This is a genomic window from Paenibacillus sp. FSL R5-0407 (genome assembly GCF_038009185.1).
Taxonomy (GTDB): domain Bacteria; phylum Bacillota; class Bacilli; order Paenibacillales; family Paenibacillaceae; genus Fontibacillus; species Fontibacillus vini.
This window is the reverse complement of record NZ_JBBPAX010000001.1, coordinates 524,225-541,162: the sequence shown is the minus strand read 5'-3', so window position 1 is coordinate 541,162 and position 16,938 is coordinate 524,225. Positions and strand designations below refer to the sequence as shown.

Genomic DNA, 16,938 nt, shown 5'->3' with positions numbered 1-16,938 from the left:
CGTCCCCCCGATCACAGTTCTTCGACAATAATGTTGCCGTTAGTATATACGCAAATCTCCGAAGCGACCTGGAGCGCTTCACGGGCTATATCCTTCGCTTCCAGCTGCGACGCATGGCGTTTGAGCGCCCGGGCAGCCGACAAGGCGAAGTTCCCCCCTGAGCCTATGGCCAGCACATCATCATCGGGCTCGATGATTTCTCCGCCGCCTGAGATCAGCAGCATGCCGGTCTTATCCATTACGATCAGGAGCGCCTCCAGCTTACGGAGCACGCGGTCCTGTCTCCACTCTTTAGCAAGCTCTACAGCGGCTCTCTGAAGATTTCCGTGATGCTCTTCCAGCTTGCCTTCGAATTTTTCAAACAACGTGATCGCATCCGCCACCGAGCCGGCAAAGCCGGCAAGTACTTGACCTCTGTACAGCCGGCGGACCTTTTTCGCTGTCTGCTTCATGACGACGCTCTCGCCAAATGTAACCTGTCCATCTCCGGCGATCGCTCCCTTACCGTTCTGACGGACGGCGCAAATCGTGGTGGCATGAAAACTAGGAACCATGGATACCGCTTCCTTCCTTTACGTTTTTACTCAAGATCTGCCTTTACTAGGCTATGTTTCAACTTGGCTCTATAGCCCCTTACCGTCTATAAAAGAACGCAAACTGTCCAGCGCGCGATGAGCAAGCGCCTCGTTTTTCTCAGCCTTTTTGCGGTACCGTTTATCCAGTTTCGGGAACAAACCGAAGTTGGCGTTCATCGGCTGAAAATGTTGGAAATCGGCGGTCGTGATATAGCGCGCCATGCTGCCGAGTGTCGTATCTTCCGGGAAAACGATGCCTTCTTGTTCTCTAAACGCATTGGCGGCGTTGATCCCGGCGATCAAGCCGGAAGCAGCAGACTCCACATAACCTTCCACGCCCGTCATTTGACCGGCGAAAAAGAGGGTCGGACGCTGTTTCAATTGATACGTCGGCTCCATCAGCTTCGGCGAGTTGATAAAGGTATTGCGGTGCATAACCCCATAACGGACAAATTCAGCATTCTCCAGACCGGGAATCATGGAAAATACCCGTTTCTGTTCCCCCCACTTCAAATGGGTCTGGAAGCCCACCAGATTGTAAAGCGTTCCCGCCGCATTGTCCTGACGCAGTTGTACTACGGCGTGCGGCAATGTACCCGTGTGGGGATTTACAAGGCCAACCGGCTTCATCGGGCCGAATAGCGCCGTTTGCTTGCCCCGGCGCATCATGATTTCGATCGGCATGCAGCCTTCGAAATAGACTTCTTTTTCAAATTCCTTCAGTTGTGCAACCTCGGCTGTAATCAACGCTTCGTAAAAAGCGTCGAACTCCTGCTCCGTCATCGGGCAATTGAGATAAGCGGCTTCTCCTTTATCGTAACGCGAAGCCAGATACACCTTATCCATATCGATCGAGTCCTTCTCCACGATCGGAGCGGCCGCATCATAGAAATAAAAGTAGTCTTCCCCGGTCAGGCTGCGGATCTGCTCGGATAGTGCCGGTGAAGTTAGCGGACCCGTCGCGATAATCACGATGCCTTCCTGCGGGATTTCAGTAATCTCTTCATTCACAACCTCCACGAACGGATGCTCATGGAGCGTTCTGGTAATCTCGCCGGAAAAGCCGTCCCGGTCGACGGCTAGAGCTCCCCCCGCTGGCACGGCATTACGGTCTGCCGATCCCAGAACGAGCGAGTTCAGCATCCTCATTTCTTCTTTTAATACGCCTACCGCGTTAGTGAGGCCGTTCGCACGCAGCGAATTACTGCATACGAGCTCCGCAAATTTGTCAGTGTGATGCGCCGGCGTCTTCACCACCGGGCGCATTTCATATAAAGTCACGGGCACGCCCCGGCTCGCGAGCTGCCAGGCAGCTTCGCTGCCGGCAAGCCCTGCGCCGATGACGGTCACCCTATTTGTATCTGCCACGCTAAATCCCCCCAGATCATGCTGTTCTTTTTCTTATGCCTATTCTTCCGCCGCGTCATCGTCCTGCTCTTCAATTTGCTCCACGAAATCACAGGAGGTACATTGAAGCTTGCCCCCTTGCTTGTTCCGCTTCTCCACCACCAGTGAGCCGCATTTCGGACATGGTTTCGGTGAAGGCTTATCCCAGGAAACAAAATCGCATTCCGGATATTTGTCGCAGCCGTAGAACACTCTGCCTTTCTTGCTGCGGCGTTCGACGACGTGACCTTCCTTGCATTTCGGACAAGTTACTCCGATATCCTTGATGATCGGCTTTGTGTTGCGGCAGTCGGGAAATCCCGAGCAGGCCAGAAACTTACCGAATCGGCCAAGCTTATACACGAGCGGCTTACCGCATTTCTCGCAGATTTCATCCGAAACCTCATCTTCGATCTCGACTTCTTTCATTTCTTCCTCGGCCACACGCAACCGTTTTTCGAACGATTCATAAAACTCGCCGAGCACCCGTACCCAATCTTCGGAGCCCTCTTCGACATGGTCAAGATCTTCTTCCATATTGGCGGTAAACTCCACGTTGAGTATTTCGGGGAAAAACTGCTCCGTTTGCTCGATTAAGAGTTCGCCTAATTCAGTTGGCACAAACTTCTTTTCTTCAATTGCAACATACCCGCGCTTTTGTATCGTCTCCAAGGTCGGTGCGTACGTACTCGGACGCCCGATGCCGAGTTCCTCCAGCGTTTTGACCAGACGCGCCTCGGTATAGCGCGGCGGCGGTTGGGTAAAGTGTTGTTTCGGCTCGATTTCTTCTAATATGAGCTGTTCTCCTTTATGAAGAGGAGGCAGAAATTTATTATCATCCGTCGTGCCGTCGTCATTGCCTTCTACATAAACCTTCATGAACCCGGGAAAACGGACTTTCGAACCGACAGCTCGGAAAATGGCATCTCCTGCGGCAATATCAACCGACATCGTGTCCAAGACCGCAGATGCCATTTGGCTGGCCATAAAACGCTCCCAAATCAATTTATACAACCTGAATTGATCCCTACTCGTAAACGCTTTGACCGACTCTGGGTCGCGCAACGCAGAGGTAGGACGGATCGCTTCATGCGCATCCTGGGCGCTGGCTGCCTTTTTGGAATATTGACGCGGGGATTCAGGAGCATAATCATCGCCGAACTTACCCGTTATATATTCTTTGGCTTCTTCCTGGGCTGAAGAGGCAATCCGCGTCGAATCTGTACGCATATAGGTAATCAAACCGACAGTGCCTTCTTTGCCCAGATCGACGCCTTCATAAAGCTGTTGGGCGACCGACATCGTTTTGGCGGCGCGGAAATTCAGCTTGCGCGCGGCTTCCTGCTGCAGGGAACTGGTCGTAAAAGGAGCGGCAGGATGTCTTAAACGTTCCTTCTCCTTCACTTCGGTGACATTGAACGCAGACTCTCCAATCGATTTCAAAACATCTTGAACCTGCTGTTCATTCTTTAGCTCCAGCTTTTCGCCATTAAATTTGTGAAATTTTGCTTCGAACGAAGTATCGTCCGTTTTAAGTTTTGTCGTGATGCTCCAGTATTCTTCCGGCACAAATTCGGAAATTTCGTTCTCACGGTCCAACACGATCTTTAACGCAACGGATTGAACACGCCCGAACGACATTCCTTTCTTGATTTTCTTCCAGAGAAGCGGACTAACTTTGTAACCGACTAGGCGGTCCAAAATCCGTCGTGCCTGCTGGGCATTGACCAAATCCATGTTGATCTTGCGCGGGGTCTTAAAAGCATCCTTAACGGCCTGCTTCGTTATTTCATTGAACACGACTCGGCAGGTCTCCGTCTGGTCCACGTCCAGGACATGGGCCAAATGCCAAGCTATCGCTTCACCTTCGCGATCGGGGTCAGCCGCCAGATAGATTTTTTTGACTTTCTTACTGGCATCCTTCAATTCCTTTAAGACGGAACCTTTTCCTCTTATAGTTATATACTTTGGACTGAAGTCGTTCTCGACTTCAACCCCGATTTGGCTTTTGGGCAAATCACGCACATGACCCATTGAAGCTTTCACGATGTATTTGCTCCCTAAATATTTGCCAATCGTCTTCGCCTTGGCAGGCGACTCCACGATGACGAGTGAATCCGCCACAGGTTCATCCTCCTCTCAAACAGTCCGTTACTCTTATGCATCATTTAAAATCAGGGCTATCCTTTAGATAAAATAGTATATAGTCTTCGTTTCAAGCCACTCTCGGTTAGGAATGGACTATATAATCTTATAAACAGAACCGGGTAATTGAACTACCGCTTTTTTCATGATTAAAGATAACAGAACTGAATGTAAAAGTCCAAAATCCCACCCGGACTCCTTCATCAGCTCTTCAAAAGTGGAGTTCCCCTGCTCCAACATATGGTATATGCGCCGCTCGTCTATTGTCAACTCGTTTCTCGGCGGCTCCTGTGTGACTGAGGGCGAAGCGACTGAAAGCAGGTGCTCGTATTCTTCCAGAATATCACTTGGCTCCGTCACGATTTTGGCCCCTTGCTTAAGCAGTCCCAGCGTTCCTCGACTTTTTGGCGAAGTCACGGGGCCTGGCACGGCAAAGACGTCGCGACCTTCCTCGAGCGCCTGATCCGCCGTAATCAGCGAGCCGCTGCGCATATCCGCTTCCACTACTACTGTTCCCCGGGTCATTCCGGCAATGATGCGATTCCGCTGGGGGAACATGCCGGGGTGCCCCTTAGTGCCTATCGGATATTCGGATACAATTAATCCCTGCTCCACAATTCGCCTGTAGAGCGAGGCATGCTCACGGGGATAGATTTCATCGACGGCCGTCCCCAGAACCGCAATCGTAGCTCCCCCGGCTTGGAGCGCAGCCTCATGGCAAACGCCGTCTATGCCTCGTGCCAATCCGCTGACGATCGTGACTCCGCGAGAGCATAATGCTTCGGTTAGGATGATGCCGACTTTACGACCATAAGCTGTCGGCATGCGCGTCCCGATCATTGCAATGGAGAGGTCTGCCAGCAGTCTTTGGTTGCCGACCGTATACAGTACCCAAGGGGGTCTGCCCGTTTCCTTCATTAATATAGGATACGCATCGTCAAAAACGGTGACCGGAACAACCCCCTTCCGTTCCATTAGTTCCATCCGCTCTTGAATCCAGGATGCCTTAAAATGCCCGGCCATCTTTAGAGCCAGTTCCGCCTCCAGTCCGCATTCCATCCAATCGCCCGGAGAAAATTGTAATGCATGTTCCCAATCCGTTCTGTTGGTTACAATGTCGGAAATCCGTTTCCACCCCAGTCCCGGGCTTTCATGCAGCCCGATCAAAATGCTGTGTTTATCCATTTTCATCCCCCATTCACAAAAAAAAGCAACCTTCCGCCCATAGGGATCAGAAGGTTGCTTACCTTTACCTTATTATAACAGATTTACCTTAGTGTGTCGTGCAGCTATTCAGGATGCCCCGTTCTTCAAGCACGCTGACGAGCGTAGAGCCCATTTCGGATGGAGTCGGAGCTACACGGATGCCGCACTCCTCCAGCTTCGAGATCTTTTCTTTCGCGGTACCTTTACCGCCGGAAATAATCGCGCCGGCATGACCCATCCGTTTGCCCGGAGGAGCCGTCACACCGCCGATAAATCCTACGACAGGTTTTTTCATGTTATCACGGATCCATTCGGCAGCTTCTTCTTCCGCTGTTCCGCCGATTTCACCGATCATGATGACTGCATGCGTTTGTTCGTCTTCATTAAACATCCGCAAAATATCAATGAATTCCGATCCCTTCACCGGATCGCCGCCGATACCGACCGCGGAGGACTGTCCGATACCGCGAGTCGTCAGTTGATGAACCGCCTCATAGGTGAGCGTTCCGCTGCGCGAAACAACGCCGACATGGCCGGGAAGATGAATGTACCCAGGCATAATACCGATCTTGCACTCGCCAGGCGTAATGACGCCCGGACAGTTTGGCCCGATCAGAATTGTATTTTTTCCTTCCATATAACGCTTCACCTTCACCATATCCAGCACCGGAATACCTTCCGTGATGCAAATAACCAGTTCCAGTTCAGCTTCAACCGCTTCAAGTATGGAATCCGCGGCAAACGCCGGCGGCACATAAATGACACTGGCGGTAGCGCCCGTAGCCGCTTTGGCTTCTTTTACCGTATTAAAGACGGGAAGACTAACGGTTTCCCCGTTTTCGAGCGCAATATCTACCGAGGTCCCGCCCTTGCCCGGAGAAGTTCCTCCGACCATTTGCGTCCCGTAATCCAGCGCCCCTTTGGCGTGGAACAAGGCGGTTTTCCCTGTGATTCCCTGGGTAATGACTTTTGTATTTTTATCGACCAAAATACTCATACTTCGAGCCTCCCATCATGGATAAGGTGTTTAGTTACGATACGAGTGCAACGATTTTTTGGGCCCCATCGGCCATGGAATCCGCAGAAACGATAGCCAGTCCCGATTCGGCGAGAATCTTCTTGCCGAGCTCGACATTGGTTCCTTCCAGACGAACCACCAATGGACGGTCCAGGCCGACCTGCTTGGCCGCTTCAACGACCCCGGAAGCGATAACATCGCATTTCATGATGCCGCCGAAGATGTTAATGAATATTCCTCTCACCTTCGAATCCGACAAAATAATCTTTAAGGCTTCCGTAACCTTCTCGGCCGTTGCACCGCCGCCCACATCCAGGAAGTTGGCTGGGTCGCCGCCGTAATATTTAATAATGTCCATCGTAGCCATAGCCAGGCCCGCACCATTGACCATGCAGCCAATATTGCCGTCAAGGGCGATATAGCTAAGATCGAACTTGGATGCTTCGATTTCCTTCTCGTCTTCTTCCTCCAGATCGCGCAGAGCCAAAATATCCTTATGGCGGAACAACGCATTGGAATCGAAATTAAGCTTGGCGTCCAGCGCCATCACGTCGCCGTCTCCGGTAACTACGAGCGGATTGATCTCGGCGATGGAGCAATCCTTATCGACAAACGCTTCATACAAGGCAAGCATGAATCCTGCAGCCTTGTTCACCAGCTCTTTAGGAATGTTGATGGCAAAAGCCAGTCTCCGAGCCTGGTAAGGCTGGAGCCCTAGTGCCGGGTCAACGATTTCTTTGAATATTTTTTCAGGCGTATTCGCCGCTACTTCTTCAATTTCCGTTCCGCCTTCTTCCGAAGCCATCATAACGACGCTTCCCGTGCCCCGGTCGACCACGACGCCGACGTAATATTCCTTCTTAATGTCGCAGCCTTGTTCAATGAGCAGGCGTTTTACCTCTTTGCCCTCCGGCCCCGTCTGGTGCGTGACCAGTACTTTGCCAAGAATCTCCTGTGCATAGTTCCGTACTTCATCCAAATTTTTAGCAACTTTCACGCCGCCGGCTTTACCCCGGCCCCCTGCGTGAATCTGCGCCTTTACAACCACTACCGGGCTGCCTAGCGCCTCCGCCGCTTCTACGGCCTCATCAACCGTAAATGCCACCCGTCCTTCGGGAACAGCGACACCATACTGCTTCAGAACTTCTTTTCCTTGATATTCATGGATATTCATGCTTGGAATCCTCCTATCAACAGGCGGTATTAGAGGTATAGCTAAATGATTAAACCTAAATAATTGTACCATGTTTTTAAAACGCTTTCCTTAAAAAGTTCATGATTTATACACAACTTTTTTATATCGTTTTCATCTCATTTCGAGATCAATCACAAACCTGTAAGGTATTATTGTGTGAATTCTATCGAAAAAGTAATATCAAATTGCGATCATTATCGATAAAATTCATCTTTTTTCACCATGATGTCTTCTTGGAAAAATGTGAACTTAGCACTTGCATTCTTGAAATCTTGAAAATCCGAATATAGAGCTATTGACTTTTTCAGGATAAAATTCTAATATACGGACCAAGAGTATATCGGAAAATATGGAAGCACCTTTTTTCCACTTGGACGGCCGCGCGCATTGAACGGCCGATACAAACGGGAGAGAGGTGCTTTTATTATGTATGGCAAACTGTACAGCGCTTGTTTATATGGCATTGACGGAGTAATGATCGAAGTGGAGGTTGACCTGTCGAGCGGTATCCCCCAGACTCATGTCGTCGGTCTTCCGGATTCCGCGGTCCGTGAAGCCGTAGACCGCGTCCGGGCTGCGATCAAAAATTGCGGGTATACCTTCCCGCTCCAACGGGTCACTATTAATCTTGCTCCGGCCGACCTCAGGAAAGAGGGAACTGCTTTCGATCTGGCGATTGCACTAGGACTGTTGATCTCCAGCGGACAGGTCGCCCTGCCTGAAAACGAGCGTATCTTAATTATCGGCGAACTATCGCTTGAAGGGGCGCTCAGACCCGTTCCCGGCGTTCTGCCCATGGTTGATTTGGCCAGGCGTCACGGCTTTCATTCCGTTCTCGTTCCGGAGGGCAATGTTCCGGAAGCGTTACTGCTGGACGGAATTACCGTATACGGACTTAGTCATTTAAACCAGCTGTCTCCCGAAGGAATGGGATCGCGAGGATCCCGGGGCACGGAGGATTCGCTGATACTTGAATCGCTGGCCCATTTGCAGCGGAGCCCGCTTCCGCCTTCCTCAGAGCCCTCAACTAACGCTCATGGCTTATCCAAACCACCGGAAAATTATAGCGATGTGTTGGGGCAGCGGCACATTAAACGTGCGCTTACCATAGCGGCGGCAGGAATGCACAACATCATGCTTATCGGTCCTCCGGGTACCGGAAAAACCATGCTGATCCGCAGGCTGCCAACCATTCTTCCTCCGCTGACCTCCGACGAATCCCTGGAGGTCACCAAAATTTACAGCTCCGCGAGCATATTCAATCCATCGGAAACCGGTTTGATCACGGAACGGCCGTTTCGCGCTCCGCATCATACTATTTCTGGCGGAGGTATGGTCGGGGGCGGCAGCATTCCCAAACCTGGAGAAGTTAGCCTGGCCCACCGCGGCGTATTGTTTCTGGACGAGCTCCCCGAGTTTTCGCGCCAAGTGTTAGAAATGCTGCGCCAACCGCTGGAGGAACACCGGGTAACGATTAGCCGTTCCAGGGCTTCGTTTACTTTTCCGGCCCGTTTTTTGCTGGCAACTTCGTTAAATCCTTGTCCGTGCGGTTTTTCTGGAGCTGAGCCCCCACAGCCGGTGTGCACCTGTAACCCCTATCGCATCGCCCAGTATCGGGAAAAACTCTCCGGACCGCTGCTTGACCGGATTGATATGCATGTGGAGGTGCCGCGGCCAACCAACTGGCAAAACGACACTTCCCCGCTATCTTCTGAAGAAATGCGGTTCGAGGTGGAGAAAGCCGAGCAAATCCAGCTCCACAGATACCGCAACCAAGGAATTTCCCGCAACAGCGAGCTGTCCGGCAGCGCTCTGCGGCGGTATGCCAAACTACATCCGGATGCCGGATTGTTGTTAAAATCCTCATTCGACGCACTTGGCCTAAGTATGCGGGCCCATGACCGCATTTTAAAATTATCCCGGACCATCGCCGACCTGGACGGCTGCCCCGAGATTTTGGCCAGTCATGTAGCTGAGGCAATCCAGTACAGGCATCTGGACAAGCGAAGTCACGATACGATGTTTTAATGGCTCTCCTTATATGACTGAAAAACCCGCCAATGCTTGATGCATTGGGCGGGTTCTTTAGGTTTCAGTTATGGAATCGTCCTCTTATGTAGATTTATTGGTTTTGCCGGACCTATTCCCCTTTGTCCACTTTTAGGCGGACATTTTCAGATTTTGTCCTTCTGGAATGGACAAATCCCTGAACCGCTCACAAATTAATCTTAAAATGCGGCGATTACATGATTCAAAGACTCCGCTTCTCCATCGGGCTTTAACACTATACCGATCATGTCAAAGCGAATAGGGGCATTGCTCTTCGAGTTATGGTGCAAATAAACAGCCGCCGTATCTCGAACTTGTTTGATTTTGCGCGGAGTAACCGATTCGGCAGGCGTACCGAAGCCGTTGGTACGACTGCTTCTGCTGCGCACCTCCACAATAACAAGAATATCACCCTGCCATGCAATGAGATCCAGTTCGCCGGTACGGCATCTCCAATTCCTTTCTTGAATGATGTAGCCTAATCCCGTCAGGTAATCGGCCGCAAGCTGTTCAGCGCGCTGCCCGAGAGCTTTTCGACGATCTGCGGGACGTTTCGTAAATTCGCCTGTATTACCTGCACCAGATAAATTTGCTTTATGGGGATTATGGGGATTATGGGGATTATGGGCTTTACGCTCACTCACGCTTCATCCCTCTTTCCGCAAGTTTATCGGAACGGTATATAAAGCTTAATATCTCGGCAACCAGGGTATATAGCTCCGGAGGAATCTGGCGGTCCAGATCCAATTTCGAAAGGACTTCGACAAGTGCGGCGTCTTCTTGAACCGGTATCGCATTTTCATGTGCCAATTCCAGAATTCTCTCCGCCAAAAGCCCGCTCCCTTTAGCAGTCACCACCGGCGCTTCATTTTGCATAGGATCATATTTTAAGGCTACCGCCTTTTTGTAACTGACAGATACTTCATTCTCTTTCTTGCTCATACCCGGTAATCCACCCCTTTATAGGGGCTTGGCGCATAGGACTGCGATTGCCCCAGCTCCTGGCCCGTACTCTCCCCTGCTTCCGCGGGAATCAGCGGCTCTGCTTTCAGGGATAACAGCCGGTATCCGGCAGACTCCAAGGCGCTTTCAATTTCCGGCTGTCTGGATTCCAAGAACACGCCCGTAGCTTCTTGCTCGCTGAAAATTTTCAACAGAACTTTTTTATCCGCAACTTGCACGTCGACCATGATCTGACCTAACGCTTTCATTTGCAGGTCAAACCAGAGGCGGCAGTTGGAGGCGTCCAATTCGCCTTTGCGACCGCGCCGGGACTCGATATGGACCGACGCGGTCTGCTCCCCGTCCGGACCGATAAACGGCAGGAACATCGTGACTTGCGCGAATGGCGTGGTCCGGTCCGTCGTCAATAGCAGCTGTTGGCCCGTCAGCTGCTGAACGATCTGCCGGGCCGCCTCTTGGAGCGGCGCAGGCAGGTCATCCGCTGCGGCAACCTGCAGCAGCAGGCTCTTCAGCGTGTCGCGGGCGGAATTGCCTGCCGCGGCACCGGTTTCCGGCGCTGGGGCATCCGCCAGCGCCGCTGAAGACAAGGCTGCCTGCGCAGCGGCCTTGCCCCCTGCGACGGCGGGCCCCGCCGGCTGGCCGCCGTGTCCGCCTGGCGCTGCTGCGCCCGCAGCTTCGCCGCGTGGCGGCGCCTGCGTCACCGGCGCGGCTTCCGCAGCGACGCCGCCCGGCAATGCGCCGCCCGCCGCGGGCACAGGCGCGGCTGTGCCGGGCGCCTGCGCATGCTGCGCTGCCTGCGGCGCGCCCCCGCCGCTGGCGGCGGCCTGCTGCGCCGTGCCTGCGGCAGGCGCAGGTTGCGCGGGTTCGCCGGAGGCGCCCGCGCGCAGCACTTGCTGCTCGTGCTCCGCACCGAGCAGCTTCAGCACGCGCCCCACCCACGGCTCAGCCGTGAGGGCGGGGCGTGCCTGTAGCGAAGGCCCTGCGGGCCCTTCGCCTGGCAATGCGGCTGCCGCCGGCTCAGCCGCGGCAGCTGCACCCTTCGCCAGCGCCTCCCGGCCGCTGGCGGCAAGCTGCCCGGCCGTTCCCGCACCGGCCGGCGCCGGCTCCCCATTTGCCGTGCCTTCCAGCAGCACAGCCCCTTTCAGCTCGGCAAGCACTTTTTGCAGCTTTATAAGCAATTGATCGCTCATCGACCCCGTTTGCTGAATTGCCGCTTGTCCTGCACCAGCCTGAGAAGTTGCCGTCGCATTTGCACCCGCCCCCGGTGATGGCACACCTTCCTGAATATCACTTAAGGAGGAGAGAGGCGCTCCTGCACCTGCTTTATTTAACATTGCCGATCTTTCGGCGCCTCCCAAAGCGACAGCCGCCCCTCCAGAAATCCCGGTTCCGCTTTGTCCAGCTGCATTCTCGCCATTCTGTGCCTTTCCTGCGGTAAGTCCGGAATTTTCCGGCCCCTCCTGAATCTGAAGCCAGCTTCCCAATTGCTCCTCCAAAGCAGACACCAAACTATGCAACGGCGGACCAAATACCGCCTGATGTAATCCCTTAACGGTTTCACCCGTAAGCGGCAATCCCCGGTTCATTGCAATTCCTATCGCGTGGAACCATTCAGACATAGGCAACGAAGCCGGCTTCTGGGCATTTAAACTCAATAGCTGCTTAACATTCTCTTTGGTCAGAGGGATTCCGTTATTCTGCATCAATTGGAGCATTTCCCGGTTTCCGGGAGTATCGTCCATTCCCAAAGCTTCCAAAGCGCTTGCTAACGAAGCCGCAGATAAAGTTCCCGATGCCGGTAACTGAACCGGCTTAAGCTTCATTAGGCCGTCCTCGTTCTGAGGCTGAACCTGCAGCAAAGTCGTTTGGCCCTCTTGCAGCGGCGTTTCGAGAGCCGCATGCAGTTTGACGCCTTGAACTTGTATCACTGCCTCCTGACCGTCCTCCGATACGCTCAATACCGTGCCCCTGACCACCTGGCCCGGCTTCAATTCCAGCGTCTTCGGCGTCCCGGGTTTGGCATCTCCCAACACACTGCGTAGCAATGGTCCGATATTCATAATTCCTCTCCCATCCGCCCTTGATTCATATGGAAAACCCGCCTTGCTAGGCGGGTATTTTTAAAGAGGTTGTTCAAAAAGTCATCTTTCCACGACGAAGAAGATCATGAAGCGGATTCGACGTCGAATCTTGAATTCAGCCGGGCCTTCCGTTGCTCACGTACCTCCTGTACGCTCCGCTACTCAGTCCCTATCTTCATCCAACCTTCTCGGTCATGAAAACCTGACTTTTTAAACTCGCACTTAAAATAGAGTTTGTTCCTCTACAAACAAATTGCGCATAAAGCTTTTACGATGCATGGGAGTTGGCCCTAACGCCTGGATTTGCTCGCGGTGCAGCTTCGTGGCATATCCTTTATGTATCCCAATCCCGTACTCCGGATAACGTGCATCCCATTCTCCCTGGCAAAGCCGATCCCGCGTAACTTTAGCGACAATCGAAGCAGCCGCGATGGACTGACTCGTAGCGTCTCCCTTGATCACCGAAAGCTGCGGAATTTGCGTATCCACCTTTTCCGCATCAATCAGCAAATAATCCGGCACAACGGGCAACTGCTCCACCGCCTGCTTCATAGCGAGACGCGTAGCCTGTTTGATGTTAATTCGATCTATGGTATCCGCATCGGAAAAGCCTATGCCCACTGCAACCGCGTGTTCCATTATAATGTCATATAATTGCTCGCGCTTCTTTGCGCTCAGCTTCTTGGAGTCATTTACATCCTCGAGTATTAATCCTTGCGGCAAAATAACGGCAGATGCCACTACATCGCCAAACAGGCATCCTCGTCCCACTTCATCGATGCCCGCAATATGGGGATAGGACTGCCAGTACTCTTTTTCGTACATTAACAAATCACTCATAGTTCCTCCTTCAAATCCCGAACCTAAGTACAAGCTTACTTATCTTGGTCGTTTTTATCAAGTTCATCCGGGCCGCCAACCATCTGGTTTTGGTAATGATTTGGAAGCTATCTGAGATGATACATTACTATATATTATTAATATCGGTAAGCAGCCCCCATTTTGAGAGAAGCAAGCTGCAGAAATATCCATTTTCAGCGTAAAAAAGGCGTAAAACCCATATGGATTTTACGCCTGCTCGTTTTGAATCACTTGTCGCGATTCCCATCAATTGGAAGACACATCGTTCAAATCAATAAGGTGCCTCCAAAGTGTATCTGCCCAGTTTTCCGGCCCGAAGCTCGCGGAGCAGAATTCCCGAAGCTTTCTCCAGATCTACGCGTCCACCGCTGACGATACAGCCCCGCTTGCGTCCAATCGCCTCCATAACGGCTACGATCTCATCCGGATTCTCAAAATCCTGAGGCTGATCCTTTAAATCGAACCGTTCCTTGAACGGCTCCCAGTAATATTTCACCAAATATTTCACGCCGAAAAAGGCGATGTCTTCTATATTCAAAATTTCCTCGCGAATCGCGCCCGTAAGCGCCAGCCGGTAACCGACATTCTGGTCTTCAAACTTCGGCCACAGAATTCCGGGAGTATCCAGCAGTTCCATCTCCGTCCCCACTTTGATCCACTGTTGACCTTTGGTCACACCAGGACGGTCGCCTGTAGCGGCGATGTTGCGTCCGGCCAAGCGGTTGATCAGTGTAGATTTGCCGACATTTGGAATCCCGACAATTAACGCACGGACTGCTCGGGGATTAATCCCTTTCGCCAGTTGTCTCTCTATCTTTTCCTTCATGAGCTCCTTGGCCATTTGCGGGATTTCCTTAATCCCTTGCCCACTTGATGCATCTGCTTGGATGGCCACATGACCCTCTTGCTTAAAATAATCAATCCACTGTCTTGTTACCGAAGGATCGGCAAGATCCGATTTATTCAGTACGATCAAGCGGGGTTTTCCTTGCAAAATCTCATCGATCATCGGATTTCTGCTGGATAAAGGAAGTCGTGCATCCACCAGCTCGATTACCACGTCAATCAGCTTCAGCTTTTCCTGAATCTGACGCCGCGCCTTGGTCATATGTCCGGGAAACCATTGAATTGTCATGCTCTTTCACCTCTAGCTCCCGATTAGGCACCCCAACCGGATGTCTTTTAATGTTTTATAAACTCAATATCTTTCAGAGGCCAAAAGACGAGATCGGCACGCCCAATGATATCTCCGTAAGGCACATATCCGATTCTTCGGCTGTCCGTACTATTGGAACGATTGTCCCCGAGTACGAAAACATATCCTTCCGGCACAGTACCTTCCGGCACTTGTTCATTCGGAAAATTGGCTTCAATATTGTATAGTTCATTATTGTTATGTTTCTCATTCAGTACGTCTTGAATATATGTCTCTTGAATCACTTGACCGTTGACTGTAACCGTATCCCCTTCAACTTTAACCTCATCTCCGGGAACCCCGATCACCCGCTTGATAAAATCACGTCCTTCGGAAGGCACATGGAATACGACGACTTCCCCATGCTTCGGACCACGAATATCATAGATAATCTTGTTCACTATAATTCTTTCTCCGGTATGGAAATTCGGCTGCATCGATGGACCGTCAACGATAAACGGTGCAAAGAAAAGCCAGCGAATCAGGAGGACCAGTACGACGGCGATGACAATAGCTTTCAACCACTCAAGCGCCTCGCTCTTTTCTTTCTTGGGCGGGTCCTGCGGGGAGTCCGACGGGACCGATTGCTCGGATTGAACTTGATGCTCCATGGATCCTGACCTCTCTTTGTTAAGGAATATGTAACGTATCACTGTTTTTAAAAATAGTAAAGGGGCTTGTTCAACCAAGCCCCCCTGATCGTTAATGAATTAACGACGTACTTCTTTAATTCTCGCTGCTTTACCGCGAAGTTCACGAAGATAGTACAGCTTCGCACGACGCACTTTACCACGGCGAGCCACTTCGATTTTATCGAGTTTCGGGGAATGAAGCGGGAAAGTTCTTTCCACACCTACACCATTCGAAATTTTACGAACTGTAAAAGTTTCGCTGATTCCTCCGCCGCGACGCTTAATAACAACACCTTCAAACAACTGGATACGTTCACGAGTTCCCTCGATAACCTTTACGAACACTTTTAAAGTGTCACCAGGACGAAAGCTCGGAAGATCTTTGCGAAGTTGTTCTTGCGTAATCGCTTGAACGATATTCATCTATGACTCCCTCCTTCCACTCAGGTGTTCATGCCTCTTCCGGAAAAATCTCATGTTTTCCTTCATCATCCGCAGCGGACCACCGAATTCACAACAAAAGAAATCTTATCACATTTTTCAAAGCATAGCAAGGTATTTATGCGCTTCAGAGCAGGGGGATACTCCGGTTTGCGCTTATGATCAAATCGTCTTCCTTCATATAATATAACCTGGATTACCTAATTATTAAGCATCGAAGTAAAAAACGCGGTAATTTTTTGTTTTTTATAGAATACAAGAGGTATCTGCTGTTCCTCAAGCGCACCCCGGTAGCGCGCGTACAGCCGCTATCCTCTCGCCGCGATCCATAATGTCCTCTGGAATCTAGCGTAACTTATCCTGTGTCTGTCGCGGAGTGACGCCCGAAGCGTTGTCGAGTGCGTTCCTTTTTCGCTGTATCTATTTTTACGTATCTGATGATGATCCGCCCCTTATCGTTCTGGTAGATATTTCCTACAACCAAACCATTATTGATTGTAAAATTGTCTCTATAGAAATTCAGGAAGGATGGATATTAATATGAGAAAAATTAAAATGACAATTAATTTCATTATTGTAGTTACGATACTTCTTTTGATTAATTTTAGTATAGAATTTTGGGACCCGCTCTTTTATAGTGTCTTATCGGAGTCTGAATACGAGAAACTGAGTATCGGGATGACCTACACTCAGGTTACGGATATAGTAGGCGGGGAGGGACACCGAACATACAGCGATCTAAGTGAAAACGGTGTAAGGGAAGTCTATTACTATACGGCCCCTAACAGCATAAATAATATGGGTCATGGTGATATCTATATCACGTTTTTTAACAAAAAGTTAATTTCCATAAAGCTAGAAGGCAGATTTTGATCACTCATCTGCAAGCTCCATGACTCTATAAACAGTGTTCCGCGTAGTTCCAATCAATCGTCAACCCCGCGCCAATAACGCCGCGCTCCCATACATACCTCCTCCGCAAATACTTCGTCAGGCATTCGTCATGACTGTATTCGTCCTTGCTGGTCCGCGCCGCCTCGTCACCTTCGTAGATATTTTCGCTGCATTCTGCACAATTTATGAGCGGTAGCGGCTCATCAGGAGGTCCCGGCGGTAAGAAGCGTTAATCCGGAGTCAGACCGTTGCTCGTTCGGTCCGACTCCGGATTATTTCCTTTGGTCTCAGCCTTCC

General features: G+C 51.2%; 14 protein-coding genes. 1 reads left to right on the top strand and 13 read right to left on the bottom strand.

Annotation, left to right across the window (positions count from 1 at the left end; all coding sequences use genetic code 11):
* Window positions 1-11 precede the first annotated feature (11 nt).
* The 6 genes from hslV to sucC all read right to left on the bottom strand — a co-directional run bounded on the left by hslV (window position 12) and on the right by sucC (window position 7,504).
* Window positions 12-554, bottom strand: a complete 543-nt coding sequence (gene hslV, locus NYE70_RS02675) for an ATP-dependent protease subunit HslV (RefSeq protein ID WP_211021343.1) — start codon at window positions 552-554, stop codon at window positions 12-14.
* A 69-nt stretch (window positions 555-623) separates the two neighbouring features.
* The gene (trmFO, locus tag NYE70_RS02670; RefSeq protein WP_341044927.1) at window positions 624-1,943 is read right to left on the bottom strand and encodes a methylenetetrahydrofolate--tRNA-(uracil(54)-C(5))-methyltransferase (FADH(2)-oxidizing) TrmFO; all 1,320 of its coding nucleotides are present in this window, start codon (window positions 1,941-1,943) and stop codon (window positions 624-626) included.
* A gap of 39 nt (window positions 1,944-1,982) precedes the next feature.
* Entirely contained in the window at window positions 1,983-4,085 is a 2,103-nt protein-coding gene (topA, locus tag NYE70_RS02665) for a type I DNA topoisomerase (RefSeq protein WP_211021341.1), read from the bottom strand.
* Between the two features lie 117 nt (window positions 4,086-4,202).
* Window positions 4,203-5,291: a DNA-processing protein DprA gene (dprA, locus tag NYE70_RS02660; protein WP_341044926.1), complete on the bottom strand. Its 1,089-nt coding sequence runs from the start codon at window positions 5,289-5,291 to the stop codon at window positions 4,203-4,205.
* Between the two features lie 88 nt (window positions 5,292-5,379).
* Entirely contained in the window at window positions 5,380-6,309 is a 930-nt protein-coding gene (sucD, locus tag NYE70_RS02655) for a succinate--CoA ligase subunit alpha (RefSeq protein WP_290405844.1), read from the bottom strand.
* Between the two features lie 34 nt (window positions 6,310-6,343).
* Window positions 6,344-7,504: an ADP-forming succinate--CoA ligase subunit beta gene (gene sucC / locus NYE70_RS02650; protein ID WP_290405843.1), complete on the bottom strand. Its 1,161-nt coding sequence runs from the start codon at window positions 7,502-7,504 to the stop codon at window positions 6,344-6,346.
* A 447-nt stretch (window positions 7,505-7,951) separates the two neighbouring features.
* Between sucC and NYE70_RS02645 the strand changes: the two genes are divergently transcribed.
* Complete coding sequence (locus NYE70_RS02645; RefSeq protein ID WP_341044925.1) at window positions 7,952-9,553, top strand: YifB family Mg chelatase-like AAA ATPase; 1,602 nt, start codon at window positions 7,952-7,954, stop codon at window positions 9,551-9,553.
* A gap of 200 nt (window positions 9,554-9,753) precedes the next feature.
* On the opposite strand, the gene NYE70_RS02640 is transcribed toward NYE70_RS02645, so the two are convergent.
* The 7 genes from NYE70_RS02640 to rplS all read right to left on the bottom strand — a co-directional run bounded on the left by NYE70_RS02640 (window position 9,754) and on the right by rplS (window position 15,729).
* Complete coding sequence (locus NYE70_RS02640; RefSeq protein WP_341044924.1) at window positions 9,754-10,218, bottom strand: YraN family protein; 465 nt, start codon at window positions 10,216-10,218, stop codon at window positions 9,754-9,756.
* A complete protein-coding gene (locus NYE70_RS02635) occupies window positions 10,211-10,516 on the bottom strand; it encodes an EscU/YscU/HrcU family type III secretion system export apparatus switch protein (RefSeq protein WP_211021335.1) in 306 nt (101 codons plus the stop codon). The genes NYE70_RS02640 and NYE70_RS02635 overlap by 8 nt, the downstream gene beginning before the upstream one ends.
* Entirely contained in the window at window positions 10,513-12,597 is a 2,085-nt protein-coding gene (locus tag NYE70_RS02630; protein ID WP_341044923.1) for a flagellar hook-length control protein FliK, read from the bottom strand. Before NYE70_RS02630 ends, NYE70_RS02635 begins: the two co-directional genes overlap by 4 nt.
* A 243-nt stretch (window positions 12,598-12,840) precedes the next feature.
* Entirely contained in the window at window positions 12,841-13,458 is a 618-nt protein-coding gene (locus NYE70_RS02625; protein WP_341044922.1) for a ribonuclease HII, read from the bottom strand.
* 292 nt (window positions 13,459-13,750) lie between these two features.
* A complete protein-coding gene (gene ylqF / locus NYE70_RS02620) occupies window positions 13,751-14,614 on the bottom strand; it encodes a ribosome biogenesis GTPase YlqF (protein ID WP_341044921.1) in 864 nt (287 codons plus the stop codon).
* Between the two features lie 47 nt (window positions 14,615-14,661).
* Window positions 14,662-15,285, bottom strand: a complete 624-nt coding sequence (lepB, locus tag NYE70_RS02615; RefSeq protein ID WP_211021331.1) for a signal peptidase I — start codon at window positions 15,283-15,285, stop codon at window positions 14,662-14,664.
* Window positions 15,286-15,384: 99 nt separating this feature from the next.
* Window positions 15,385-15,729 carry a 50S ribosomal protein L19 gene (gene rplS, locus NYE70_RS02610; RefSeq protein WP_211021330.1) on the bottom strand — a complete coding sequence of 115 codons (345 nt, stop codon included), beginning with the start codon at window positions 15,727-15,729 and terminating at the stop codon, window positions 15,385-15,387.
* Between the last annotated feature and the right edge of the window lie 1,209 nt (window positions 15,730-16,938).

Excerpts from the sequence above, each read along its gene's own strand:
- sucC (WP_290405843.1), bottom strand. The coding sequence starts at position 7,504 with ATGAATATCCATGAATATCAAGGAAAAGAAGTTCTGAAGCAGTATGGT.
- dprA (WP_341044926.1), bottom strand. The coding sequence starts at position 5,291 with ATGGATAAACACAGCATTTTGATCGGGCTGCATGAAAGCCCGGGACTG.
- NYE70_RS02625 (WP_341044922.1), bottom strand. The coding sequence starts at position 13,458 with ATGAGTGATTTGTTAATGTACGAAAAAGAGTACTGGCAGTCCTATCCC.
- rplS (WP_211021330.1), bottom strand. The coding sequence starts at position 15,729 with ATGAATATCGTTCAAGCGATTACGCAAGAACAACTTCGCAAAGATCTT.
- ylqF (WP_341044921.1), bottom strand. The coding sequence starts at position 14,614 with ATGACAATTCAATGGTTTCCCGGACATATGACCAAGGCGCGGCGTCAG.
- hslV (WP_211021343.1), bottom strand. The coding sequence starts at position 554 with ATGGTTCCTAGTTTTCATGCCACCACGATTTGCGCCGTCCGTCAGAAC.
- sucD (WP_290405844.1), bottom strand. The coding sequence starts at position 6,309 with ATGAGTATTTTGGTCGATAAAAATACAAAAGTCATTACCCAGGGAATC.
- NYE70_RS02645 (WP_341044925.1), top strand. The coding sequence starts at position 7,952 with ATGTATGGCAAACTGTACAGCGCTTGTTTATATGGCATTGACGGAGTA.
- NYE70_RS02630 (WP_341044923.1), bottom strand. The coding sequence starts at position 12,597 with ATGAATATCGGACCATTGCTACGCAGTGTGTTGGGAGATGCCAAACCC.
- NYE70_RS02635 (WP_211021335.1), bottom strand. The coding sequence starts at position 10,516 with ATGAGCAAGAAAGAGAATGAAGTATCTGTCAGTTACAAAAAGGCGGTA.
- lepB (WP_211021331.1), bottom strand. The coding sequence starts at position 15,285 with ATGGAGCATCAAGTTCAATCCGAGCAATCGGTCCCGTCGGACTCCCCG.